The organism is Enterobacter sp. SST3, from assembly GCF_000286655.1.
GTDB lineage: Bacteria > Pseudomonadota > Gammaproteobacteria > Enterobacterales > Enterobacteriaceae > Enterobacter > Enterobacter roggenkampii.
The window spans coordinates 80,572-97,839 of record NZ_ALNS01000014.1; the positions used below are offsets into that span (position 1 = coordinate 80,572).

General features: G+C 55.7%; 15 protein-coding genes and 7 tRNA genes. 2 read left to right on the forward strand and 20 right to left on the reverse strand.

The features are described from left to right. The first annotated feature begins 176 nt into the window (after positions 1 to 176). Positions 177 to 659, forward strand: coding sequence for a zinc ribbon-containing protein (locus B498_RS12725; protein ID WP_023617134.1), 483 nt, complete (start codon positions 177 to 179; stop codon positions 657 to 659). Positions 660 to 723: 64 nt separating this feature from the next. On the opposite strand, the gene rihA is transcribed toward B498_RS12725, so the two are convergent. The 10 genes from rihA to miaB form a co-directional block, all read right to left on the reverse strand. Beyond that, a complete protein-coding gene (rihA, locus tag B498_RS12720; protein ID WP_008501045.1) occupies positions 724 to 1,662 on the reverse strand; it encodes a pyrimidine-specific ribonucleoside hydrolase RihA in 939 nt (312 codons plus the stop codon). A 120-nt stretch (positions 1,663 to 1,782) separates the two neighbouring features. Next, complete coding sequence (locus tag B498_RS12715; protein ID WP_008501046.1) at positions 1,783 to 2,508, reverse strand: amino acid ABC transporter ATP-binding protein; 726 nt, start codon at positions 2,506 to 2,508, stop codon at positions 1,783 to 1,785. Then, positions 2,505 to 3,182: a glutamate/aspartate ABC transporter permease GltK gene (gene gltK / locus B498_RS12710; RefSeq protein ID WP_008501047.1), complete on the reverse strand. Its 678-nt coding sequence runs from the start codon at positions 3,180 to 3,182 to the stop codon at positions 2,505 to 2,507. Before gltK ends, B498_RS12715 begins: the two co-directional genes overlap by 4 nt. Further along, a complete protein-coding gene (gene gltJ, locus B498_RS12705; RefSeq protein ID WP_008501048.1) occupies positions 3,182 to 3,922 on the reverse strand; it encodes a glutamate/aspartate ABC transporter permease GltJ in 741 nt (246 codons plus the stop codon). The genes gltK and gltJ overlap by 1 nt, the downstream gene beginning before the upstream one ends. Before the next feature lie 155 nt (positions 3,923 to 4,077). Beyond that, a complete protein-coding gene (locus B498_RS12700; RefSeq protein ID WP_008501049.1) occupies positions 4,078 to 4,983 on the reverse strand; it encodes an amino acid ABC transporter substrate-binding protein in 906 nt (301 codons plus the stop codon). 400 nt (positions 4,984 to 5,383) lie between these two features. Beyond that, entirely contained in the window at positions 5,384 to 6,922 is a 1,539-nt protein-coding gene (gene lnt / locus B498_RS12695; protein ID WP_008501050.1) for an apolipoprotein N-acyltransferase, read from the reverse strand. 5 nt (positions 6,923 to 6,927) lie between these two features. Beyond that, entirely contained in the window at positions 6,928 to 7,806 is an 879-nt protein-coding gene (gene corC / locus B498_RS12690; RefSeq protein ID WP_021242574.1) for a CNNM family magnesium/cobalt transport protein CorC, read from the reverse strand. A gap of 89 nt (positions 7,807 to 7,895) precedes the next feature. Further along, the gene (gene ybeY / locus B498_RS12685; protein WP_008501052.1) at positions 7,896 to 8,363 is read right to left on the reverse strand and encodes an rRNA maturation RNase YbeY; all 468 of its coding nucleotides are present in this window, start codon (positions 8,361 to 8,363) and stop codon (positions 7,896 to 7,898) included. Beyond that, on the reverse strand, positions 8,360 to 9,406 hold the full coding sequence (locus B498_RS12680; RefSeq protein WP_008501053.1) for a PhoH family protein: 1,047 nt from the start codon (positions 9,404 to 9,406) through the stop codon (positions 8,360 to 8,362). The genes ybeY and B498_RS12680 overlap by 4 nt, the downstream gene beginning before the upstream one ends. A gap of 163 nt (positions 9,407 to 9,569) precedes the next feature. After that, positions 9,570 to 10,994: a tRNA (N6-isopentenyl adenosine(37)-C2)-methylthiotransferase MiaB gene (miaB, locus tag B498_RS12675; RefSeq protein ID WP_008501054.1), complete on the reverse strand. Its 1,425-nt coding sequence runs from the start codon at positions 10,992 to 10,994 to the stop codon at positions 9,570 to 9,572. 135 nt (positions 10,995 to 11,129) lie between these two features. On the opposite strand from miaB, the gene ubiF reads away from it, so the two are divergent. Continuing rightward, positions 11,130 to 12,305, forward strand: a complete 1,176-nt coding sequence (gene ubiF, locus B498_RS12670; RefSeq protein ID WP_008501055.1) for a 3-demethoxyubiquinol 3-hydroxylase — start codon at positions 11,130 to 11,132, stop codon at positions 12,303 to 12,305. Between the two features lie 104 nt (positions 12,306 to 12,409). Here the strand turns inward: ubiF and B498_RS12665 are convergent. From B498_RS12665 to nagC, 10 genes are all read right to left on the reverse strand, one after another. Continuing rightward, positions 12,410 to 12,484: transfer RNA gene (locus B498_RS12665), tRNA-Gln, on the reverse strand. A gap of 36 nt (positions 12,485 to 12,520) precedes the next feature. Continuing rightward, positions 12,521 to 12,595: transfer RNA gene (locus B498_RS12660), tRNA-Gln, on the reverse strand. Positions 12,596 to 12,636: 41 nt separating this feature from the next. Next, positions 12,637 to 12,713 (reverse strand) — tRNA-Met (locus tag B498_RS12655). A gap of 17 nt (positions 12,714 to 12,730) precedes the next feature. Continuing rightward, a tRNA-Gln gene (locus B498_RS12650) sits at positions 12,731 to 12,805 on the reverse strand. A gap of 32 nt (positions 12,806 to 12,837) precedes the next feature. Then, positions 12,838 to 12,912, reverse strand: a tRNA-Gln gene (locus B498_RS12645). Between the two features lie 23 nt (positions 12,913 to 12,935). Continuing rightward, positions 12,936 to 13,020 (reverse strand) — tRNA-Leu (locus B498_RS12640). A gap of 9 nt (positions 13,021 to 13,029) precedes the next feature. After that, positions 13,030 to 13,106: transfer RNA gene (locus tag B498_RS12635), tRNA-Met, on the reverse strand. A gap of 227 nt (positions 13,107 to 13,333) precedes the next feature. Next, on the reverse strand, positions 13,334 to 14,998 hold the full coding sequence (gene asnB / locus B498_RS12630; protein ID WP_008501056.1) for an asparagine synthase B: 1,665 nt from the start codon (positions 14,996 to 14,998) through the stop codon (positions 13,334 to 13,336). Between the two features lie 249 nt (positions 14,999 to 15,247). Further along, the gene (gene nagD, locus B498_RS12625) at positions 15,248 to 16,000 is read right to left on the reverse strand and encodes a ribonucleotide monophosphatase NagD (protein WP_008501057.1); all 753 of its coding nucleotides are present in this window, start codon (positions 15,998 to 16,000) and stop codon (positions 15,248 to 15,250) included. Positions 16,001 to 16,046: 46 nt separating this feature from the next. After that, entirely contained in the window at positions 16,047 to 17,267 is a 1,221-nt protein-coding gene (gene nagC / locus B498_RS12620; protein WP_008501058.1) for a DNA-binding transcriptional regulator NagC, read from the reverse strand. Position 17,268 lies beyond the last annotated feature (1 nt).

Genomic DNA, 17,268 nt, shown 5'->3' on the forward strand with positions numbered 1-17,268 from the left:
TAGCCAATGGATGTGGTAATTCAGATCCGCATAGCATAGCCCAAACGCCCGCGTCAAAACAGCCTTTCGCACAAATGCGCTTTGCAGGAATTTACCGGGTCTGTGCTTCACCTGACAAAGCGGCGCTGAAATAAGGTCTATTATTAGAAATAGTTACTGACCCGGGAGGCAAAATGATGAACAAGGTTGCTCAATTTTACCGCGAACTGGTGGCGACACTGACGGAACGGCTGCGTAACGGCGAGCGTGATATCGACGCGCTGGTGGAGCAGGCGCGTGCCCGCGTGTCGCAAACGGGTGAGTTAACGCGAACCGAAGTGGAAGAGGTGACCCGCGCCGTTCGTCGCGATCTGGAAGAGTTCGCGCGCAGCTACCAGGAAAGCCAGGAGGAGGTCACGGACAGCGTTTTCATGCGGGTGATCAAAGAGAGCCTGTGGCAGGAGCTGGCCGATATCACGGATAAAACGCAGCTGGAGTGGCGTGAAGTCTTTCAGGATTTAAACCACCACGGTGTGTACCACAGCGGTGAAGTGGTCGGGCTGGGAAATCTGGTGTGCGAGAATTGCCACCATCATATTGCGGTGTATACGCCGGAGGTCCTGTCGCTGTGTCCGAAATGCGGCCACGATCAGTTCCAGCGTCGGCCATTTGAGCCCTAGGTAAAAGCGCAGGTTTGCGCCCTCTCCCCGTGGGAGAGGGCCGGGGTGAGGGCATCAGGCCGCACTACGCACTATAGTAAGCCAGTCTCTCCGCCAGCAAATCCACAAACGCCTCACGGTCAATATCCACCATCACCGTGGTATTCGGTTTATTCCCCGTCAGCGAGTAGTAGTCCACCACCGTCATCCCCTGGGTGTATTTCCCCTGAGTTTCGACGCCAACCCACCTGTGGACTGTGGTAAACATCTCCGGTTTTAACAGCCAGGCAATGGTGCACGGATCGTGCAGCGGCGCGCCGTGGAATCCCCATTTCTCGGCTTTGTGATACTCCATAAAGAAGTCGAGCAGCTCAGCCACGGTTGTCGCGACCGGATTGCCCACGGAGCGGAAGCGCTCAATGTCGTCTGCCATAATCTGCGCGCGATGCGTCACATCCAGCCCTGCCATCACAACTGGCAGGCCCGACTGGAAGACGATTTCCGCTGCTTCCGGATCGACAAAAATGTTGAACTCTGCGGAAGGCGTCCAGTTTCCCAAGCCCATAGCCCCGCCCATGATGACGATACGAGCGATTTTGCTGTGCAGTTCAGGATGGCTGTTCAGCAGCAGCGCGACGTTGGTTTGCGGTCCCGTTGCCACCAGAGTGACGGGTTCCGCGCTCTCGCGCAGCACCTTTGCCATCAGCTCCACGGCGGTGCAGCTTTGCGGCGTGAAGCCAGGTTCCGGCAGCGCCGGACCGTCCAGCCCGCTTTCGCCATGCACGTTATCCGCAATAATTAATTCACGCATCAGGGGCTTGAGGGCGCCGCCGGCGACAGGAATATCCGTGCGCTTGAGCAGCGTCAGCATGCGCAAAACGTTACGCAGGGTTTTATCCGGCGTCTGGTTTCCGGCAGAAGAGGTGACGGCTTTGACGTCGAGCTCGGGGGAGGCAAGTGCAAGGACGAGCGCGATCGCGTCATCATGACCCGGGTCGCAATCGAAAATTATAGGTTGTGCCATAGCGTTCTCCATTCATAGCGTTATTTTGTGACAAGGTTAACGCTGCAATGGGGCACGGACGAGAAGAAGTGAGCGAAAGCGTGAGGCAGTGCGCAATCCGCAGATTGCGCACCGAGAAGGTTAGTGCAGGATTTTCGCGAGGAAATCTTTCGCACGTTCCGATTTCGGGTTGGCGAAGAACTCCTCTTTCGGGGAATCTTCGACAATTTTCCCTTCGTCCATGAAGATCACGCGGTTGGCCACCTTGCGGGCGAAGCCCATTTCATGGGTCACCACCATCATGGTCATCCCTTCGTGCGCCAGCTCGACCATCACGTCCAGCACTTCGTTGATCATCTCCGGATCGAGCGCCGACGTTGGCTCATCAAACAGCATGGCAACCGGATCCATGCACAGCGCGCGGGCGATCGCCACACGCTGCTGCTGGCCGCCGGAAAGCTGCGCCGGGAACTTATCGGCATGAGCCGCGAGCCCAACGCGTTCCAGGAGCTTCAGGCCTTTCTCGCGCGACGCTTTTTTATCACGCTTGAGCACTTTCACCTGGGCCAGGGTCAGGTTCTCAATAATGGAGAGGTGAGGGAACAGCTCAAAATGCTGGAACACCATGCCAACGTGAGAGCGAAGCTGGGCAAGATTGGTTTTCTTGTCGTTGACTTTGGTGCCGTTGACGACGATCTCACCCTGCTGGACCGGCTCCAGTCCGTTAACGGTTTTGATCAGCGTCGATTTACCGGAACCGGACGGTCCGCACACCACTACCACGTCGCCTTTTTTCACTTCGGTGGAGCAGTCGGTCAGCACCTGAAAGTGCCCATACCATTTAGAAACATTTTTCAGGGAAATCATTGTACCGTCCTTTTCTTCAGCCAGCTGACCAACAGCGACGCGCTTAAACTAATCACAAAATAGACCGCTCCCGCAAAGAGCACCATCTCAACCTGCGTACCATCACGCTCACCGATGGTGGACGCGGTACGGAAGAAGTCTGCCAGGCTCAGCACGTAGACCAGGGACGTATCCTGGAACAGCACAATTCCCTGGGTCAGCAGGAGCGGAACCATGGCGCGAAACGCCTGCGGCAGAATAATGAGCTGCATGGACTGCCAGTGCGTCATCCCCAGCGCCAGCGCGGCGCTGGATTGCCCGCGGGAGATACTCTGAATGCCTGCACGGATAATCTCCGAGTAGTAAGCGGCCTCAAACATTGAGAACGCCACCATCGCCGAGATCAGACGGATATCGGTTTTTGGCGACAGCCCCAGCACGTTTTGCAGGAAGCCGGGCACGATCAGGTAAAACCACAGCAGCACCATTACCAGCGGGATGGAACGGAACACGTTAACGTAGGCGGTCGCAAACCAGGCGAGCGGCTTAAAGCTCGACAGGCGCATGACGGCCAGCAGGGTGCCCCAGACGATACCGACGATAATGGCAATGACGGTGATTTTTAAGGTAATCATCAGTCCATCAAGCAGGTAAGGCATGGATGGAACGATAGAACTCCAGTCAAATTCGTACATTATTTGCCCCCCATGTTGCCCGGCAGGCGAATTTTGCGTTCAACCAGGTTCATCACCAGCATGATGAAAGCGTTAATCAGAACGTAGGCGAGCGTGATCGCGGTGAAGGATTCCCACGCGTGAGCGGAGTAATCCAGCAGCTTGCCCGCCTGCGCGGCCATATCAACCAGGCCGATGGTCGAGGCGATGGCCGAGTTTTTCACCAGGTTCATCATCTCGGAGGTCATCGGCGGAACGATGACGCGGTAGGCGTTAGGCAGCAGCACGTAGCGGTAGGTCTGTGGCAGGGTTAACCCCATCGCCAGACCCGCATTTTTTTGTCCGCGGGGTAATGACTGAATGGCGGCACGCACCTGCTCGCAAACGCGCGCAGCGGTAAACAGTCCCAGACACATCATGGAGGAGACAAAGAACTGCACATTCGGATCCAGTTCCGACTTGAACCACATGCCAATATTTTCCGGCAGCAGTTCCGGGATAACCAGATACCAGGTAAAGAATTGCACGATCAGCGGAACGTTACGGAACAGTTCCACGTACAGGGTGCCGAGTGTTGAAAGAAAACGGTTAGGGACGGTGCGCAGAATACCGAACAGAGAACCGACAAGAAACGCGATGATCCACGCCGTTATCGATAATGCCACGGTGACCTGAAAGCCGCTCCACAGCCAGCCAAGATAGGTGGTGTTGCCGAACGGGGCTTGTTGCAGGAATATGCCCCAGTTCCAGTCGATTGACATAATAAACTCCAGAAAAAAAAGGGTAGCAGCGCTACCCTCGAAGATTGGTGAGAAGCTCATTTTTCGCGCTGAGTGGGGAACGACCACTCAACGTATAGTCTGTCCATGCTTCCCGACAATCGAGAGGGCAGGAGATCCCGCCCCTGTTGTTCTAATTAGTTAAGAGCCTTGTCATTTGGAGATTTGAACAGCGCTTTCATGTCGTCTGACAGTTCAAAATTCATGTTCAGGTTTTTTGGTGGAATCGGGTTCTTGAACCATTTGTCGAACCATTTTTCCGCTTCGCCTGAGGTCTGCACCTGGGCGATGGTGTCATCGATCAGCTTTTTGAACTGCGGATCGTCTTTACGCAGCATACAGCCGTAGGCTTCTTTCGACTGCGCGGTACCGACGATATCCCAGTTGTCTGGTTTCTTCGCTTTCGCACGCTCGCCTGCCAGCAGGGCGTCGTCCATCATAAACGCGACGGCACGACCGCTTTCCAGGGTACGGAAGGAGTCGCCATGGTCTTTCGCGCTGATGATGCGCATATCCATTTTCTTCTCGTCGTTCAGCTTGTGCAGCAGCACTTCAGACGTGGTCCCGGAGGTGACAACGACCGCTTTCCCTTTCAGGTCAGCGAAGTCTTTGATCTCACCACCTTTCTTCGTCAGCAGGCGGGTGCCCACAACAAAGATGGTGTCGGAGAAGGCAGCCTGCTTCTGACGCTCGAGGTTGTTGGTGGTGGAGCCACACTCGAAGTCAAAGGTGCCGTTTTGCAGCAGCGGAATACGGTTCTGTGAAGTGATGGGGATCAGCTTCACCTGCAGGTCAGGTTTGTTCAGCTTTTTCTTCACAGCTTCAACGATGGCGTTGGAGTAATCCTGTGAATAGCCCACGACTTTTTGCGTGTTGTCGTAGTAAGAGAACGGGACAGAAGATTCACGGTGGCCGACCACGATAACGCCGTTTTTGGCAATCTTGTCGAGAGTGCTGCCTGCTGCCGGAGCGTCTTCAGCGTGAACCACGCCTGCGGACATCCCCATAACCAGCATTGCTGTGGCCAGTTTACGTAATTGCATACCCAACTCCTTTTTTATCAGCGCCAGCGACGCATTGATACCCATTGTGATGTTGTTATATCTCGCGCAATGCGAGTGCAGTGTTATGCAAGCTTGTTAACATTTAGTCTGGCTTAATGTAAAGATTTTGCTGCGTTATTGTTTATTTTTGCGAAGCACGCCGCACCATTCAGAGGCAAATATCTCCCGTTGCACCGTTTCGGTGCTACCGATGATCTACGCTGGTGCGACAAAGTTGCACAGTAAGCCAAACTGCGTTTACCTGAATAAACAAAGCAATAGGCGTGCCAGAATTGAAGTCCGGAGGGAATTGTCGGGTGGCGCTGACGCTTACCCGACCTACAAAAGCGAAACAGTAGGCCGGGTAAGCGTCAGCGCCACCCGGCAGGAAGAGGAGGGATTATCGACGACGCTGGCGCAGACTCATCAGCACCGCGCCAAAGCCGAACAGCGCGGTCAGGATCCACAGCGGCCAGTTGCCGGTGCGGGCGTACGGCGTCAGCCCGGTGGTAGGTGTGACGCTGGTGGTCAGCACTTCTCGGGTGAACTGCGGGATCATGGCCTGGATTTCACCCTGCGGACCAATCACGGCGGTGATGCCGTTGTTGGTGCTGCGCAGCAGGGGACGTGCCAGCTCCAGGGAGCGCATGCGTGCCATCTGGAAGTGCTGCCACGGGCCGATTGATTTACCAAACCAGGCATCGTTAGAGATGGTCAGCAAATAGTCCGTATTCGGGCGGAAGTTATCGCGCACCTGCTCGCCTAAGATAATTTCGTAGCAGATGGCCGCCGTCAGGGCTGCGCCGTGCGCGTGCAGCTGAGGCTGAACGTACGGTCCGCGGCTGAAGGAGGACATCGGCAGATCGAAGAACGGGGCCAGCGGGCGAAGAATTGACTCCAGCGGCACAAATTCACCAAACGGCACCAGGTGGTTCTTGTTGTACCGATCGGTGGAGTGGTAGCTGTATTCGCTGTCTTTGCCGAGCGTAATGATGGTGTTGTAGGTGTCGTAGCGGTTCTGCTGATTCAGACGCGCATCGACAATGCCGGTGATCAGCGTACTGCCACGCGAGAGCAGCAGGTCGTTCATCATGTTGAGGAACGGCTGCTGGTTGATCTCAAGATCGGGAATAGCAGACTCCGGCCAGATAATCAGCTGCGATTTACCCATCACCTCTTCGGTGGCGTTGGCGTAGATCTTCAGCGTATTCAGCAGCTCTTTCTCGTCCCACTTCATCGACTGCGGGATATTCCCCTGCACCATGGAGACCTGCATGGCGCGCGCGGGCTCCGGCGTGAACCACTGGATATAGCGCAGCGGGAAGGGCAGGGCGAACAGCACCAGCGCCACAGCCAGCGGTTTCCAGCATCGTGAAACCAGCGCTAATACCAGCAGGCCGCTAACGACCATCAGCAGGAAGTTAATGGCCTCAACGCCCATGACCGGCGCCAGGCCTTTCAGCGGGCCGTCAATCTGACTGTAGCCGAACTGCAGCCACGGGAAGCCGGTCAGCACCCAGCCGCGCAGGAATTCCGTGATCTGCCAGACCACCGGCGCGGCAATGGCAACGCGCAGCCAGGTGGCTTTGGGCCACAGGCGAGAAAGGATGCCGGCGAACAGACCGGTATAGAGCGAGAGATACGCGGCGAGCAGTACCACCAGGAAGACGTTTACCGGGCCCGGCATACCGCCAAACTGGGCGATGCTGACGTAGACCCAGTTAATCCCTGAGCCAAACAGCCCCAGTCCCCAGAAGTAGCCAATAGCGGCAGCCTGTACCGGACGACGGTTCAGGGTCAAACCCTGAAGCCCCATCAGGGAGAGAATGGCCGCAGGCCAGATGTCGTAAGGAGAAAAAGCCAGCGTACCGCTGGCTCCGAGTAACAGCGCCAGCAGCAAACGGACGCGCTGGCGTTCAAGCAATGGGGCAAATGCCATTTACATTAATCTTCCAGTTTTGGCACCGGTGAGTCGTCCGGCGTTCTGACGTGAACCTGTATAATACGTCGGCTGTCGGCCATGGCTACTTTGAACTGGTAACCGTCGATGTCAACGGTCTCTCCGCGCGCCGGGAGGTGGCCAAAGGCCTGCATCACCAGCCCGCCAATGGTATCGACCTCTTCATCGCTGAAGTGGGTCCCGAAGGCGTCGTTGAAGTCCTCAATGGAGGCCAGCGCCCGCACGGTCCAGGTGTGGCGGCTGAGCTGACGGAAGTCGATATCCTCTTCTTCGTCATACTCGTCTTCGATTTCGCCCACGATCAGCTCAAGGATATCCTCGATCGTGACCAGACCGGAGACGCCACCAAATTCATCAATAACAATCGCCATGTGGTAACGCTGAGAGCGAAACTCTTTCAGCATCCGATCCACACGTTTACTTTCCGGCACAACCACGGCCTGGCGTAACACTTTTTCCATGCTGAAGGCTTCGGCATCGCTGCGCATAAACGGCAGCAGATCTTTCGCCATCAAAATCCCTTCGATGTGATCTTTGTCTTCGCTGATGACCGGGAAACGCGAGTGGGCGGATTCGATGATGACATCGAGACACTCGTCCAGCGTCTGGTTACGTTTCAGGGTGATCATCTGCGAGCGGGGGATCATGATATCGCGAACGCGCTGGTCGGCGATGTCCATAACCCCTTCGAGCATTTCGCGCGTATCTTCGTCGATAAGGTCGTTTTGCCCGGAATCACGAATCAGCTCCAGCAGTTCATCACGGTTTTTCGGTTCGCCGTGGAAAAGCTGGTTCAGAATGAGGGAGAAAAATCCCTTTTTACTGGTTGTCGTGTCGCTACTGTGTGAATTGTCGTCGCTCATGGCGTTTGTTAAGGGTTCTCTTGTTAGTTCAATGTTTACCGCCACGCGATGTCCTTTCGTGGCGGCAGGGGAGTCAGTCCGGTGACTGACTATTCTTTCTCGGCAATGTACGGATCCTCATAGCCCAGAGCAAGCATTATCTCTGTCTCGAGGGACTCCATCTCTTCCGCTTCGTCGTCTTCAATATGATCGTAGCCGAGCAGATGCAGGCTGCCGTGTACCACCATGTGCGCCCAGTGGGCTTCAAGGGGTTTCTGCTGCTCTTTGGCTTCCTGTTCAACCACCTGGCGGCAGATGATCAGATCGCCCAACAGCGGCATCTCGATGCCCGGCGGGGCTTCGAACGGGAAAGAGAGCACGTTGGTCGGCTTATCTTTCCCGCGATAGGTCAGGTTAAGCTCATGGCTTTCTGCTTCATCCACCAGGCGAATCGTGACTTCTGATTCTTCCTGAAACTGGGGGATAACGGCATCCAGCCATTTCTGAAACTGTGCCTCATCTGGCATGCCGGAATTGTCTTCACAGGCCAGCTGTAAATCGAGGATCACCTGACTCATTTCTGTTCTTGCTCCTGCGCTTCGCGCTTACGTTCTGCGGCCAGTTCGGCCTTACGCTTCTGATCTGCCTCTTCCCAGGCTTCATAAGCGTTAACGATACGCGCGACCACCGGGTGGCGTACCACGTCTTCACTGTGAAAGAAGTTAAAGCTGATTTCATCGACCTCGGCCAGCACTTCGATGGCGTGGCGCAGGCCCGATTTGGTGCTGCGCGGCAGATCGATCTGCGTGACGTCGCCGGTAATCACCGCTTTCGAGTTAAAGCCAATACGCGTCAGGAACATTTTCATCTGTTCGATGGTGGTGTTCTGGCTCTCATCGAGAATGATGAACGCATCGTTCAGCGTACGGCCGCGCATGTAGGCGAGCGGGGCCACTTCGATCACGTTACGCTCAATGAGCTTCTCGACCTTCTCAAAGCCCAGCATTTCGAACAGCGCATCGTATAAAGGACGGAGATACGGGTCGACCTTCTGGCTCAGATCGCCAGGCAGGAAGCCCAGTTTTTCACCGGCTTCAACGGCAGGGCGGGTCAGCAGGATACGCCGGATTTCCTGACGCTCCAGCGCATCGACCGCCGCGGCAACGGCCAGATAGGTTTTACCCGTACCCGCCGGCCCCACGCCGAAGGTGATGTCGTGGTCGAGAATATTGGCGATATATTGCGCCTGGTTTGGCGTACGCGGCTTGATGACGCCACGCTTGGTCTTAATGTTGATCGCCTTGCCATAGTCCGGCACGCTCTCTGCGCTCTGCTCAAGCACGCGCGCCTCTTTAATGGCGAGGTGAATCTGCTCCGGTTCGATATCCTGAATTTCGCCGCGCATGGGGGAGGTGTCGACATACAGGCTACGCAGAATGTCCGCAGCGGCGTTGACGCAGATAGGGCGTCCGGTGAGTTTGAAATGATTATCGCGACGATTGATTTCGATACCCAGACGTCGCTCCAGTTGTTTGATGTTGTCATCAAACGGCCCGCACAGGCTCAGCAGGCGAGCGTTGTCTGCTGGCTCAAGGCTAATTTCACGCGTATCTATGTTCAAACTGTTCCTCTTTGATTGATTAACTGACCCGCTGCCACACGGCGCAATAAAACGGTCATTACCGAAATTATTCACGCCACAGAATAAAGGCGCAAGCGTTGCGGAAGATATTGGGGGCGATGAGAGGAAATACAAGGCCTGCCAAAGAGGCAGGCCTGAAGGATTATGGCTGGTAAATCCCAACGCCAGAATCGTTTTCTTTGCGGGTACGCGAGATCACGGATTCCGGTGACTCTGCAATACGCAGGCCCATTTCGTCTTCGGTGCGGACCACTTTCGCGCGCAGCGAGTTGGTCAGCACCTCGACAATCTCGACGTCCACAAACTTACCGATCATATCCGGGGTGCCTTCAAAGTTCACCACGCGGTTATTTTCCGTACGACCGGAGAGTTCCATAATGCTCTTGCGGGAAGTGCCTTCCACCAGAATGCGCTGTACGGTACCGAGCATGCGGCGGCTCCAGGCGTTAGCCTGCTGGTTGATGCGCTCCTGCAGAATATACAGACGCTGCTTTTTCTCTTCTTCCGGTACATCGTCAACCATATCGGCCGCCGGTGTTCCTGGACGTGCAGAGAAGATGAAGCTGTAGCTGACGTCAAAGTTCACTTCGCCGATGAGCTTCATGGTGCGCTCGAAGTCTTCTGCGGTTTCGCCAGGGAAGCCGACGATAAAGTCGGAGCTAATCTGGATATCCGGACGTGCTTCACGCAGCTTGCGGATGGTGGATTTGTACTCCAGCACCGTATGGGGACGGCCCATCAGGTTCAGCACGCGGTCAGAGCCACACTGAATCGGCAGGTGCAGGAAGCTCACCAGCTCTGGCGTATCGCGATAAACGTCAATGATGTCATCGGTAAATTCCATCGGATGGCTGGTGGTAAAGCGAATGCGGTCGATGCCGTCAATCGCGGCCACCAGACGCAGCAGCTCAGCAAAGCTGCCGGTCGTGCCGTCGTAGTTCTCACCGCGCCAGGCGTTAACGTTCTGGCCCAGCAGGTTCACTTCGCGCACACCCTGCGCGGCAAGCTGCGCGATTTCAAACAGAATGTCATCTGCCGGGCGGCTGACCTCTTCACCACGGGTGAACGGCACCACGCAGTACGTGCAGTATTTGTTGCAGCCTTCCATGATGGAGACGAAGGCGGTCGGGCCATCGGCACGTGGCTCAGGCAGACGGTCAAATTTTTCGATTTCCGGGAAGCTGACGTCAACGACCGGGCTACGGTTACCGCGAACCTGATTGATCATCTCAGGCAGACGGTGCAGGGTCTGAGGGCCAAAGACAATGTCCACATACGGGGCTCTCTGGCGGATCAGCTTGCCTTCCTGCGACGCGACGCAGCCGCCCACGCCGATGATCAGGTCCGGATTTTTTCGTTTGAGAAGTTTCCAGCGGCCTAACACGTGAAAGACTTTTTCCTGCGCTTTTTCACGAATTGAACAGGTGTTCAGCAGCAGCACATCGGCTTCTTTCGCATTTTCAGTCAGCTGGTATCCGTGGGTGGTATCCAGCAGATCGGCCATCTTGGATGAATCGTATTCGTTCATCTGACAGCCCCAGGTTTTTATATGGAGTTTTTTAGTCATCGACTTGCTCAGCTCAGGATTGCAAGCCGCGTATTGTAATGCTTTGGTGGGGTTGTGACCAGTATGAAGGTTATGTGTCTCAGGACCGCAAAAATCCGGTAAACTTAAGGGATTCTCCAATAAGGAAAATTGACCATGACACTCCAACACACCGAAGTTGCCGTTGTCGGCGGCGGTATGGTCGGCGGCGCGCTGGCGCTGGGGCTGGCACAGCAGGGATTTGAGGTAACGGTAATCGAACAGGCGGCTCCGCCAGCCTACGATCCCACCAGCAAACCGGACGTGCGCATTTCTGCGATCAGCGCGGCATCCGTCGATCTGCTTCGCGGGCTGGGCGTCTGGGAGGCAGTGCAGGCGATGCGCGCGCACCCTTACAGCCGCCTCGAAACCTGGGAGTGGGAAAATGCCCACGTCGCGTTTGATGCCGCAGAGCTGAAGCTGCCGCGCCTGGGGTATATGGTGGAAAACAACGTGCTCCAGCGGGCGCTCTGGCAGGCGCTGGAGGCGCATCCGAAGGTGACGCTGCGCGTGCCTGCCTCGCTTAAGGCGCTGCATCCTCACGAGCGTGGCTATCTACTGACGCTCGACAATGGCGATGAGCTGGCCGTGAAGCTGGTCATCGGGGCGGACGGCGCTAACTCGCAGGTCAGACAGATGGCGGGGATCGGGGTTCATGCCTGGCAGTATGAACAGTCCTGTATGCTGATTACCGCCGAGTGCGAGAATGCGCCGGGCGAAAGCACCTGGCAGCACTTTACGCCGAACGGCCCGCATGCCTTTTTACCGCTGTTTGATAACTGGGCGTCGCTGGTGTGGTACGACAAACCGGCGCGCATTCGTCAGCTGCAGGGGATGAACATGGAACAGCTGCAGCGCGAGATCCTGCTGCACTTCCCGAGCCGTCTGGGGCACGTCACGCCGGTCGCCGCCGGGGCGTTCCCACTCACGCGTCGTCATGCGTTGCAGTATGCCCGCGCAGGCTTAGCGCTGGTGGGGGATGCGGCACACACTATTCATCCGCTGGCCGGGCAGGGCGTGAACCTGGGATATCGTGACGTCGATGCCCTGCTGGATGTGCTGGGCAACGCCCGCGGACACGCGGAAAACTGGGCCAGCCATCAAGTGCTGAAGCGTTATCAGACGCGACGTATGGCGGATAACTTCATCATGCAGTCGGGGATGGATCTGTTCTATGCGGGGTTCAGCAATGACGTAGCGCCAGTGCGTATTCTGCGTAATATAGGCCTGATGGCCGCGGAACGTGCCGGTGGCCTGAAGCGTCAGGCCCTGAAGTACGCTCTCGGACTCTAAACTTTTTCCCTCTCCCCGTGGGAGAGGGCCAGGGTGAGGGCATCAGGCAGCACAATTCTGTATAAAAACAAAAAAGCCCGCAGAGCGGGCTATTTTGTTTTAAGTGGCTGGGGTGCAGGGATTCGAACCCCGGAATGCTGGTATCAGAAACCAGAGCCTTACCGCTTGGCGACACCCCAATTGCGTTAAACAAGCTGCTTAACGACTTTGTAAATTGGCTGGGGTACGAGGATTCGAACCTCGGAATGCCGGAATCAGAATCCGGTGCCTTACCGCTTGGCGATACCCCAACAATTTTTTTCATTACCGAAATCGATCGATAATCTCAATTTGGTGGCTACGACGGGATTCGAACCTGTGACCCCATCATTATGAGTGATGTGCTCTAACCAACTGAGCTACGTAGCCAGTACTGCAATCTTCGATGGCTGGGGTACCTGGATTCGAACCAGGGAATGCCGGTATCAAAAACCGGTGCCTTACCGCTTGGCGATACCCCAATACCGCGGAGAACCGCAAAATCGAAGAAATATGGCTGGGGTACCTGGATTCGAACCAGGGAATGCCGGTATCAAAAACCGGTGCCTTACCGCTTGGCGATACCCCATCCGTGCAACGCTTACCCGGGAATGGTGCGGGAGGCGAGACTTGAACTCGCACACCTTGCGGCGCCAGAACCTAAATCTGGTGCGTCTACCAATTTCGCCACTCCCGCAAAAAAAGATGGTGGCTACGACGGGATTCGAACCTGTGACCCCATCATTATGAGTGATGTGCTCTAACCAACTGAGCTACGTAGCCATCTTTTTTTCGCGTTACCTTATCGGCGTTGCGGGGCGCATTATGCGTATAGACCCTTGCAGCGTCAACACCTTTTTCAACGAAAATAGCCGGAATGTGACTGTTTGGTTAGGTTGCGAACAGCGTGACCGAATATTCGGCAATTATTAGTTATTAATCGGTTTTAGCTGTGCAAAAGCGGGGCAAAAAAAATCAGGCCCCGCAGGGCCTGATGATGAAATGCGTGATTATTTGTAGGCTGACTGGTGAACGCCTACAGCACGTCCTGACGGATCGTTCATGGATTTGAACGATTCATCCCATTCAATCGCTTTGGCAGACGAGCAGGCGACGGATGGACCACCCGGCACACACTCTGCAGCGCTCGGTACCGGGAACAGTTCTTCAAAAATTTCACGGTAGAGGTACGCTTCTTTCGAGCCCGGCGTGTTGTACGGGAAGCGGAAGCTTGCGGTTTCCAGCTGTTGGTCAGAAACCTGTTTCGCCGCCACCTCTTTCAGGGTGTCGATCCAGCTGTAGCCTACGCCATCGGAGAACTGCTCTTTCTGACGCCATGCCACGCTCGCCGGCAGGTAGGATTCAAAACATTCACGCAGGATATGTTTTTCCATTTTACCGTTGCCGCACATTTTATCCTGCGGGTTGATGCGCATCGCCACGTCGAGGAATTTCTTATCCAGGAACGGTACACGCGCTTCGACACCCCATGCCGACATCGCTTTGTTGGCACGCGCGCAGTCAAACATATGCAGCGCCTGGAGTTTACGCACGGTCTCTTCGTGCAGCTCTTTGGCATTTGGCGCTTTGTGGAAGTACAGGTAGCCGCCAAACACTTCGTCAGAACCTTCACCGGAGAGCACCATTTTGATGCCCATCGCCTTGATCTTACGCGACATCAGGTACATCGGCGTGGAGGCGCGAATTGTCGTAACGTCATAGGTTTCAATGTGATAGATCACATCGCGGATCGCATCCAGGCCTTCCTGCACGGTGAAGTGAATTTCATGGTGCACGGTGCCGAGGTGGTTTGCCACTTCCTGCGCGGCTTTCAGATCCGGCGCGCCTTCCAGGCCCACGGCAAAGGAGTGCAGCTGTGGCCACCAGGCTTCTGAGCGCTCCTGATCTTCCACGCGACGAGCCGCGAATTTCTTGGTGATCGCGGAGATCACGGAGGAGTCCAGACCGCCGGAGAGCAGCACGCCGTAAGGTACGTCTGACATCAGGTGGCTTTTCACGGAATCTTCCAGCGCCTGACGCAGCTCGGCTTTGTCCGTCACGTTGTCTTTTACCGCGTCGTAGTCGAACCAGTCACGCCGGTAGTACGGACGGATCTCGCCGTCTTTGCTCCACAGGTAGCTGCCTGCCGGGAACTCTTTGATGGTGCGGCAGACCGGCACCAGGGCTTTCATTTCAGACGCAACGTAGAAGTTGCCGTGTTCATCGTGGCCCATGTACAGCGGGATAATACCGATGTGGTCGCGGCCAATCAGGTAAGCGTCTTTTTCGCTGTCGTACAGGGCAAAGGCAAACATACCCTGCAGGTCGTCCAGGAACTCGGGGCCTTTCTCCTGATACAGCGCCAGGATCACTTCACAGTCGGACCCGGTCTGGAACGCGTAGCGGTCGCCGTACTCGGCGCGCAGCGCCTGATGGTTGTAGATCTCACCGTTGACAGCCAGCGCGTGCGTTTTTTTCTCGTTATACAGCGGCTGTGCACCGGCGTTGACGTCAACAATAGACAGACGTTCGTGAGCCAGAATCGCTTTGTCACTGGCGTAAACGCCTGACCAGTCCGGTCCGCGATGGCGCATCAGGCGGGACAGTTCGAGTGCCTTTTTACGCAGTTCGCCCGCGTCAGTTTTAATATCCAGTACGCCAAAAATTGAACACATAACCTTCTCCGTTAACCCTGTTGCTTTGTAATGTTGCTTGCTTATGAAAATGCCGCAAAGGGGCAGGGCGCGCAAGCGTTTTACGGGCGAAAACGGAAATAGTGCAATGGTGGTTGCGGATCGGTGAAAAACGCGTATGCCATGAGCGCTTTTATTGAAGATTATGCAATAAAAGTGCTTTTTCGTTAGATGTGGTCGTGTTTTGCAGGCGAGAAAATAAAAAACCACGCCCTGAGGCGTGGTTCGGTATCAGATGATGTCAATTTCATCGACGGAGGGGTAAATCCAGCTTGGGCGGAACGGCATTGAGTCAATGTCATCAAGCTGAGAGACGCCTGACAGGACCAGAATCGTCTCCAGACCGGCCTGGAAACCGGCCAGAATATCGGTGCGCAGGTTGTCGCCGACAATCACGGTTTCTTCTGAGTGGGCCTGCATCTTGTTGAGCGCGGCACGGATGATCCACGGGCTGGGCTTGCCGACATAGAACGGCTTGCGCCCGGAGATCTTCTCGATACCGGCACACAGCGCGCCGCAGGCCGGATAAAAACCGCGACCGTGGGTATCCGGGTTGGTCGCAATAAAGCGCGCGCCGTTAGCCACAAAGAAGGATGCCTTATGCATCATCTCCCAGTTGTAGGAACGCGTTTCACCCACAATCACAAAGTCCGGGTTGACGTCGGTGATGGTAAAGCCCGCTTTATACAGCTCATGGATCAGCGCGCCTTCACCGACCACATAGGCTTTTTTTCCTTCCTGACGCTTCAGAAAATCCGCCGTGGCCATCGCCGAGGTATAAAACACGCTGTCCGGGACGTCGACCCCCGCCGTGGCAAAGCGGTTTGCCAGATCCTGACCGGTCTGAGAAGGGTAGTTCGTGAGAAGAACCAGAGGCATTCCTTTGTCGATGATGCGGTGAAGAAACTCCGCAGCACCCGGCACGGCAACGTTGTCGTGCATCAGCACGCCGTCGATATCACAAATTACATTCTTAATGGTCATGGACAGTCCGACATTAAAAAAAAGAAGGCGTTACTATAAGGTCCGATCAACTTTCCAGCAAATGCTGCAGCAGAATTCCGTTGAGCATGGCGCGTTTGACCAGCGCGAACGCCCCAATCGCCGAACGATGGTCAAGCTTTGAACGAACCACCGGAAGATTCTGGCGGAATGCTTTCAGCGCCTGGGTGTTAATACAGCCTTCAATCGCGGGGAGCAGCACCTTTTCCGCTTCCACAATTTCACCGGCGATCACCACTTTTTGTGGGTTAAACAGGTTAATGGCGATGGCGATGGTTTTCCCCAGATGGCGCCCCACCTGCTCGATCACTTCATAGGCCAGCGCGTCGCCTTTATTAGCGGCTTTGCAGATGGTGCCTATCTTGCAGTCGTCCAGCGTGACGCGGCTTTGGTAACCCTGTTCAAGCAGATGGCGAACGCGCTGCTCGATGGCGGTGTTGGCGGCAATGGTTTCAAGGCAGCCAAAGTTGCCGCAGTGGCAGCGCTCCCCGAGCGGTTCAACCTGAATGTGGCCGATCTCACCGACGTTACCGTTGCGACCGATAAAAATTCGGCCGTTAGAGATAATGCCTGCGCCCGTACCGCGGTGAACGCGCACCAGAATAGAGTCTTCACAGTCCTGGCTCGCACCAAAGTAGTGCTCTGCCAGCGCCAGAGAGCGAATGTCATGGCCCACAAAGCAGGTCACTTTAAAGCGCTTTTCCAGCGCGTCGACCAGCCCCCAGTTTTCAACCTGAATGTGCGGCATATAGCGGATCACGCCGCTTTCCGGGTCGACCAGACCGGGCAGGATCACCGAGATGGCGATGAGTTCGCGGATCTTGCGCTGACAGCTTTCAATAAACTGCGCGATGGTATTCAGCAGCGCATGCTCCAGCGTCTCCTGGGTGCGTTCCGGAAGGGGATAGTGCTCTTCCGCAATGGCTTTGCTGCTCAGATCGTACAGCGTGAGCGTGGTGTCATGACGGCCCAGACGGACGCCAATTGCCTGAAAATTGCGGGTTTCGGTAATAATGGAGATAGCGCGGCGGCCCCCGGTGGAGGCCTGCTGATCGACTTCTTTGATCAAACCGCGCTCAATGAGCTGGCGGGTAATTTTTGTCACGCTGGCGGGAGCAAGCTGGCTTTGTTCGGCTATCTGAATACGTGAGATTGGCCCGTGTTGGTCAATCAGGCGATATACCGCCGCGCTGTTAAGCTGTTTAACGAGATCGACATTACCGATTTGAGCTTGTCCGCCAGGTGTCATA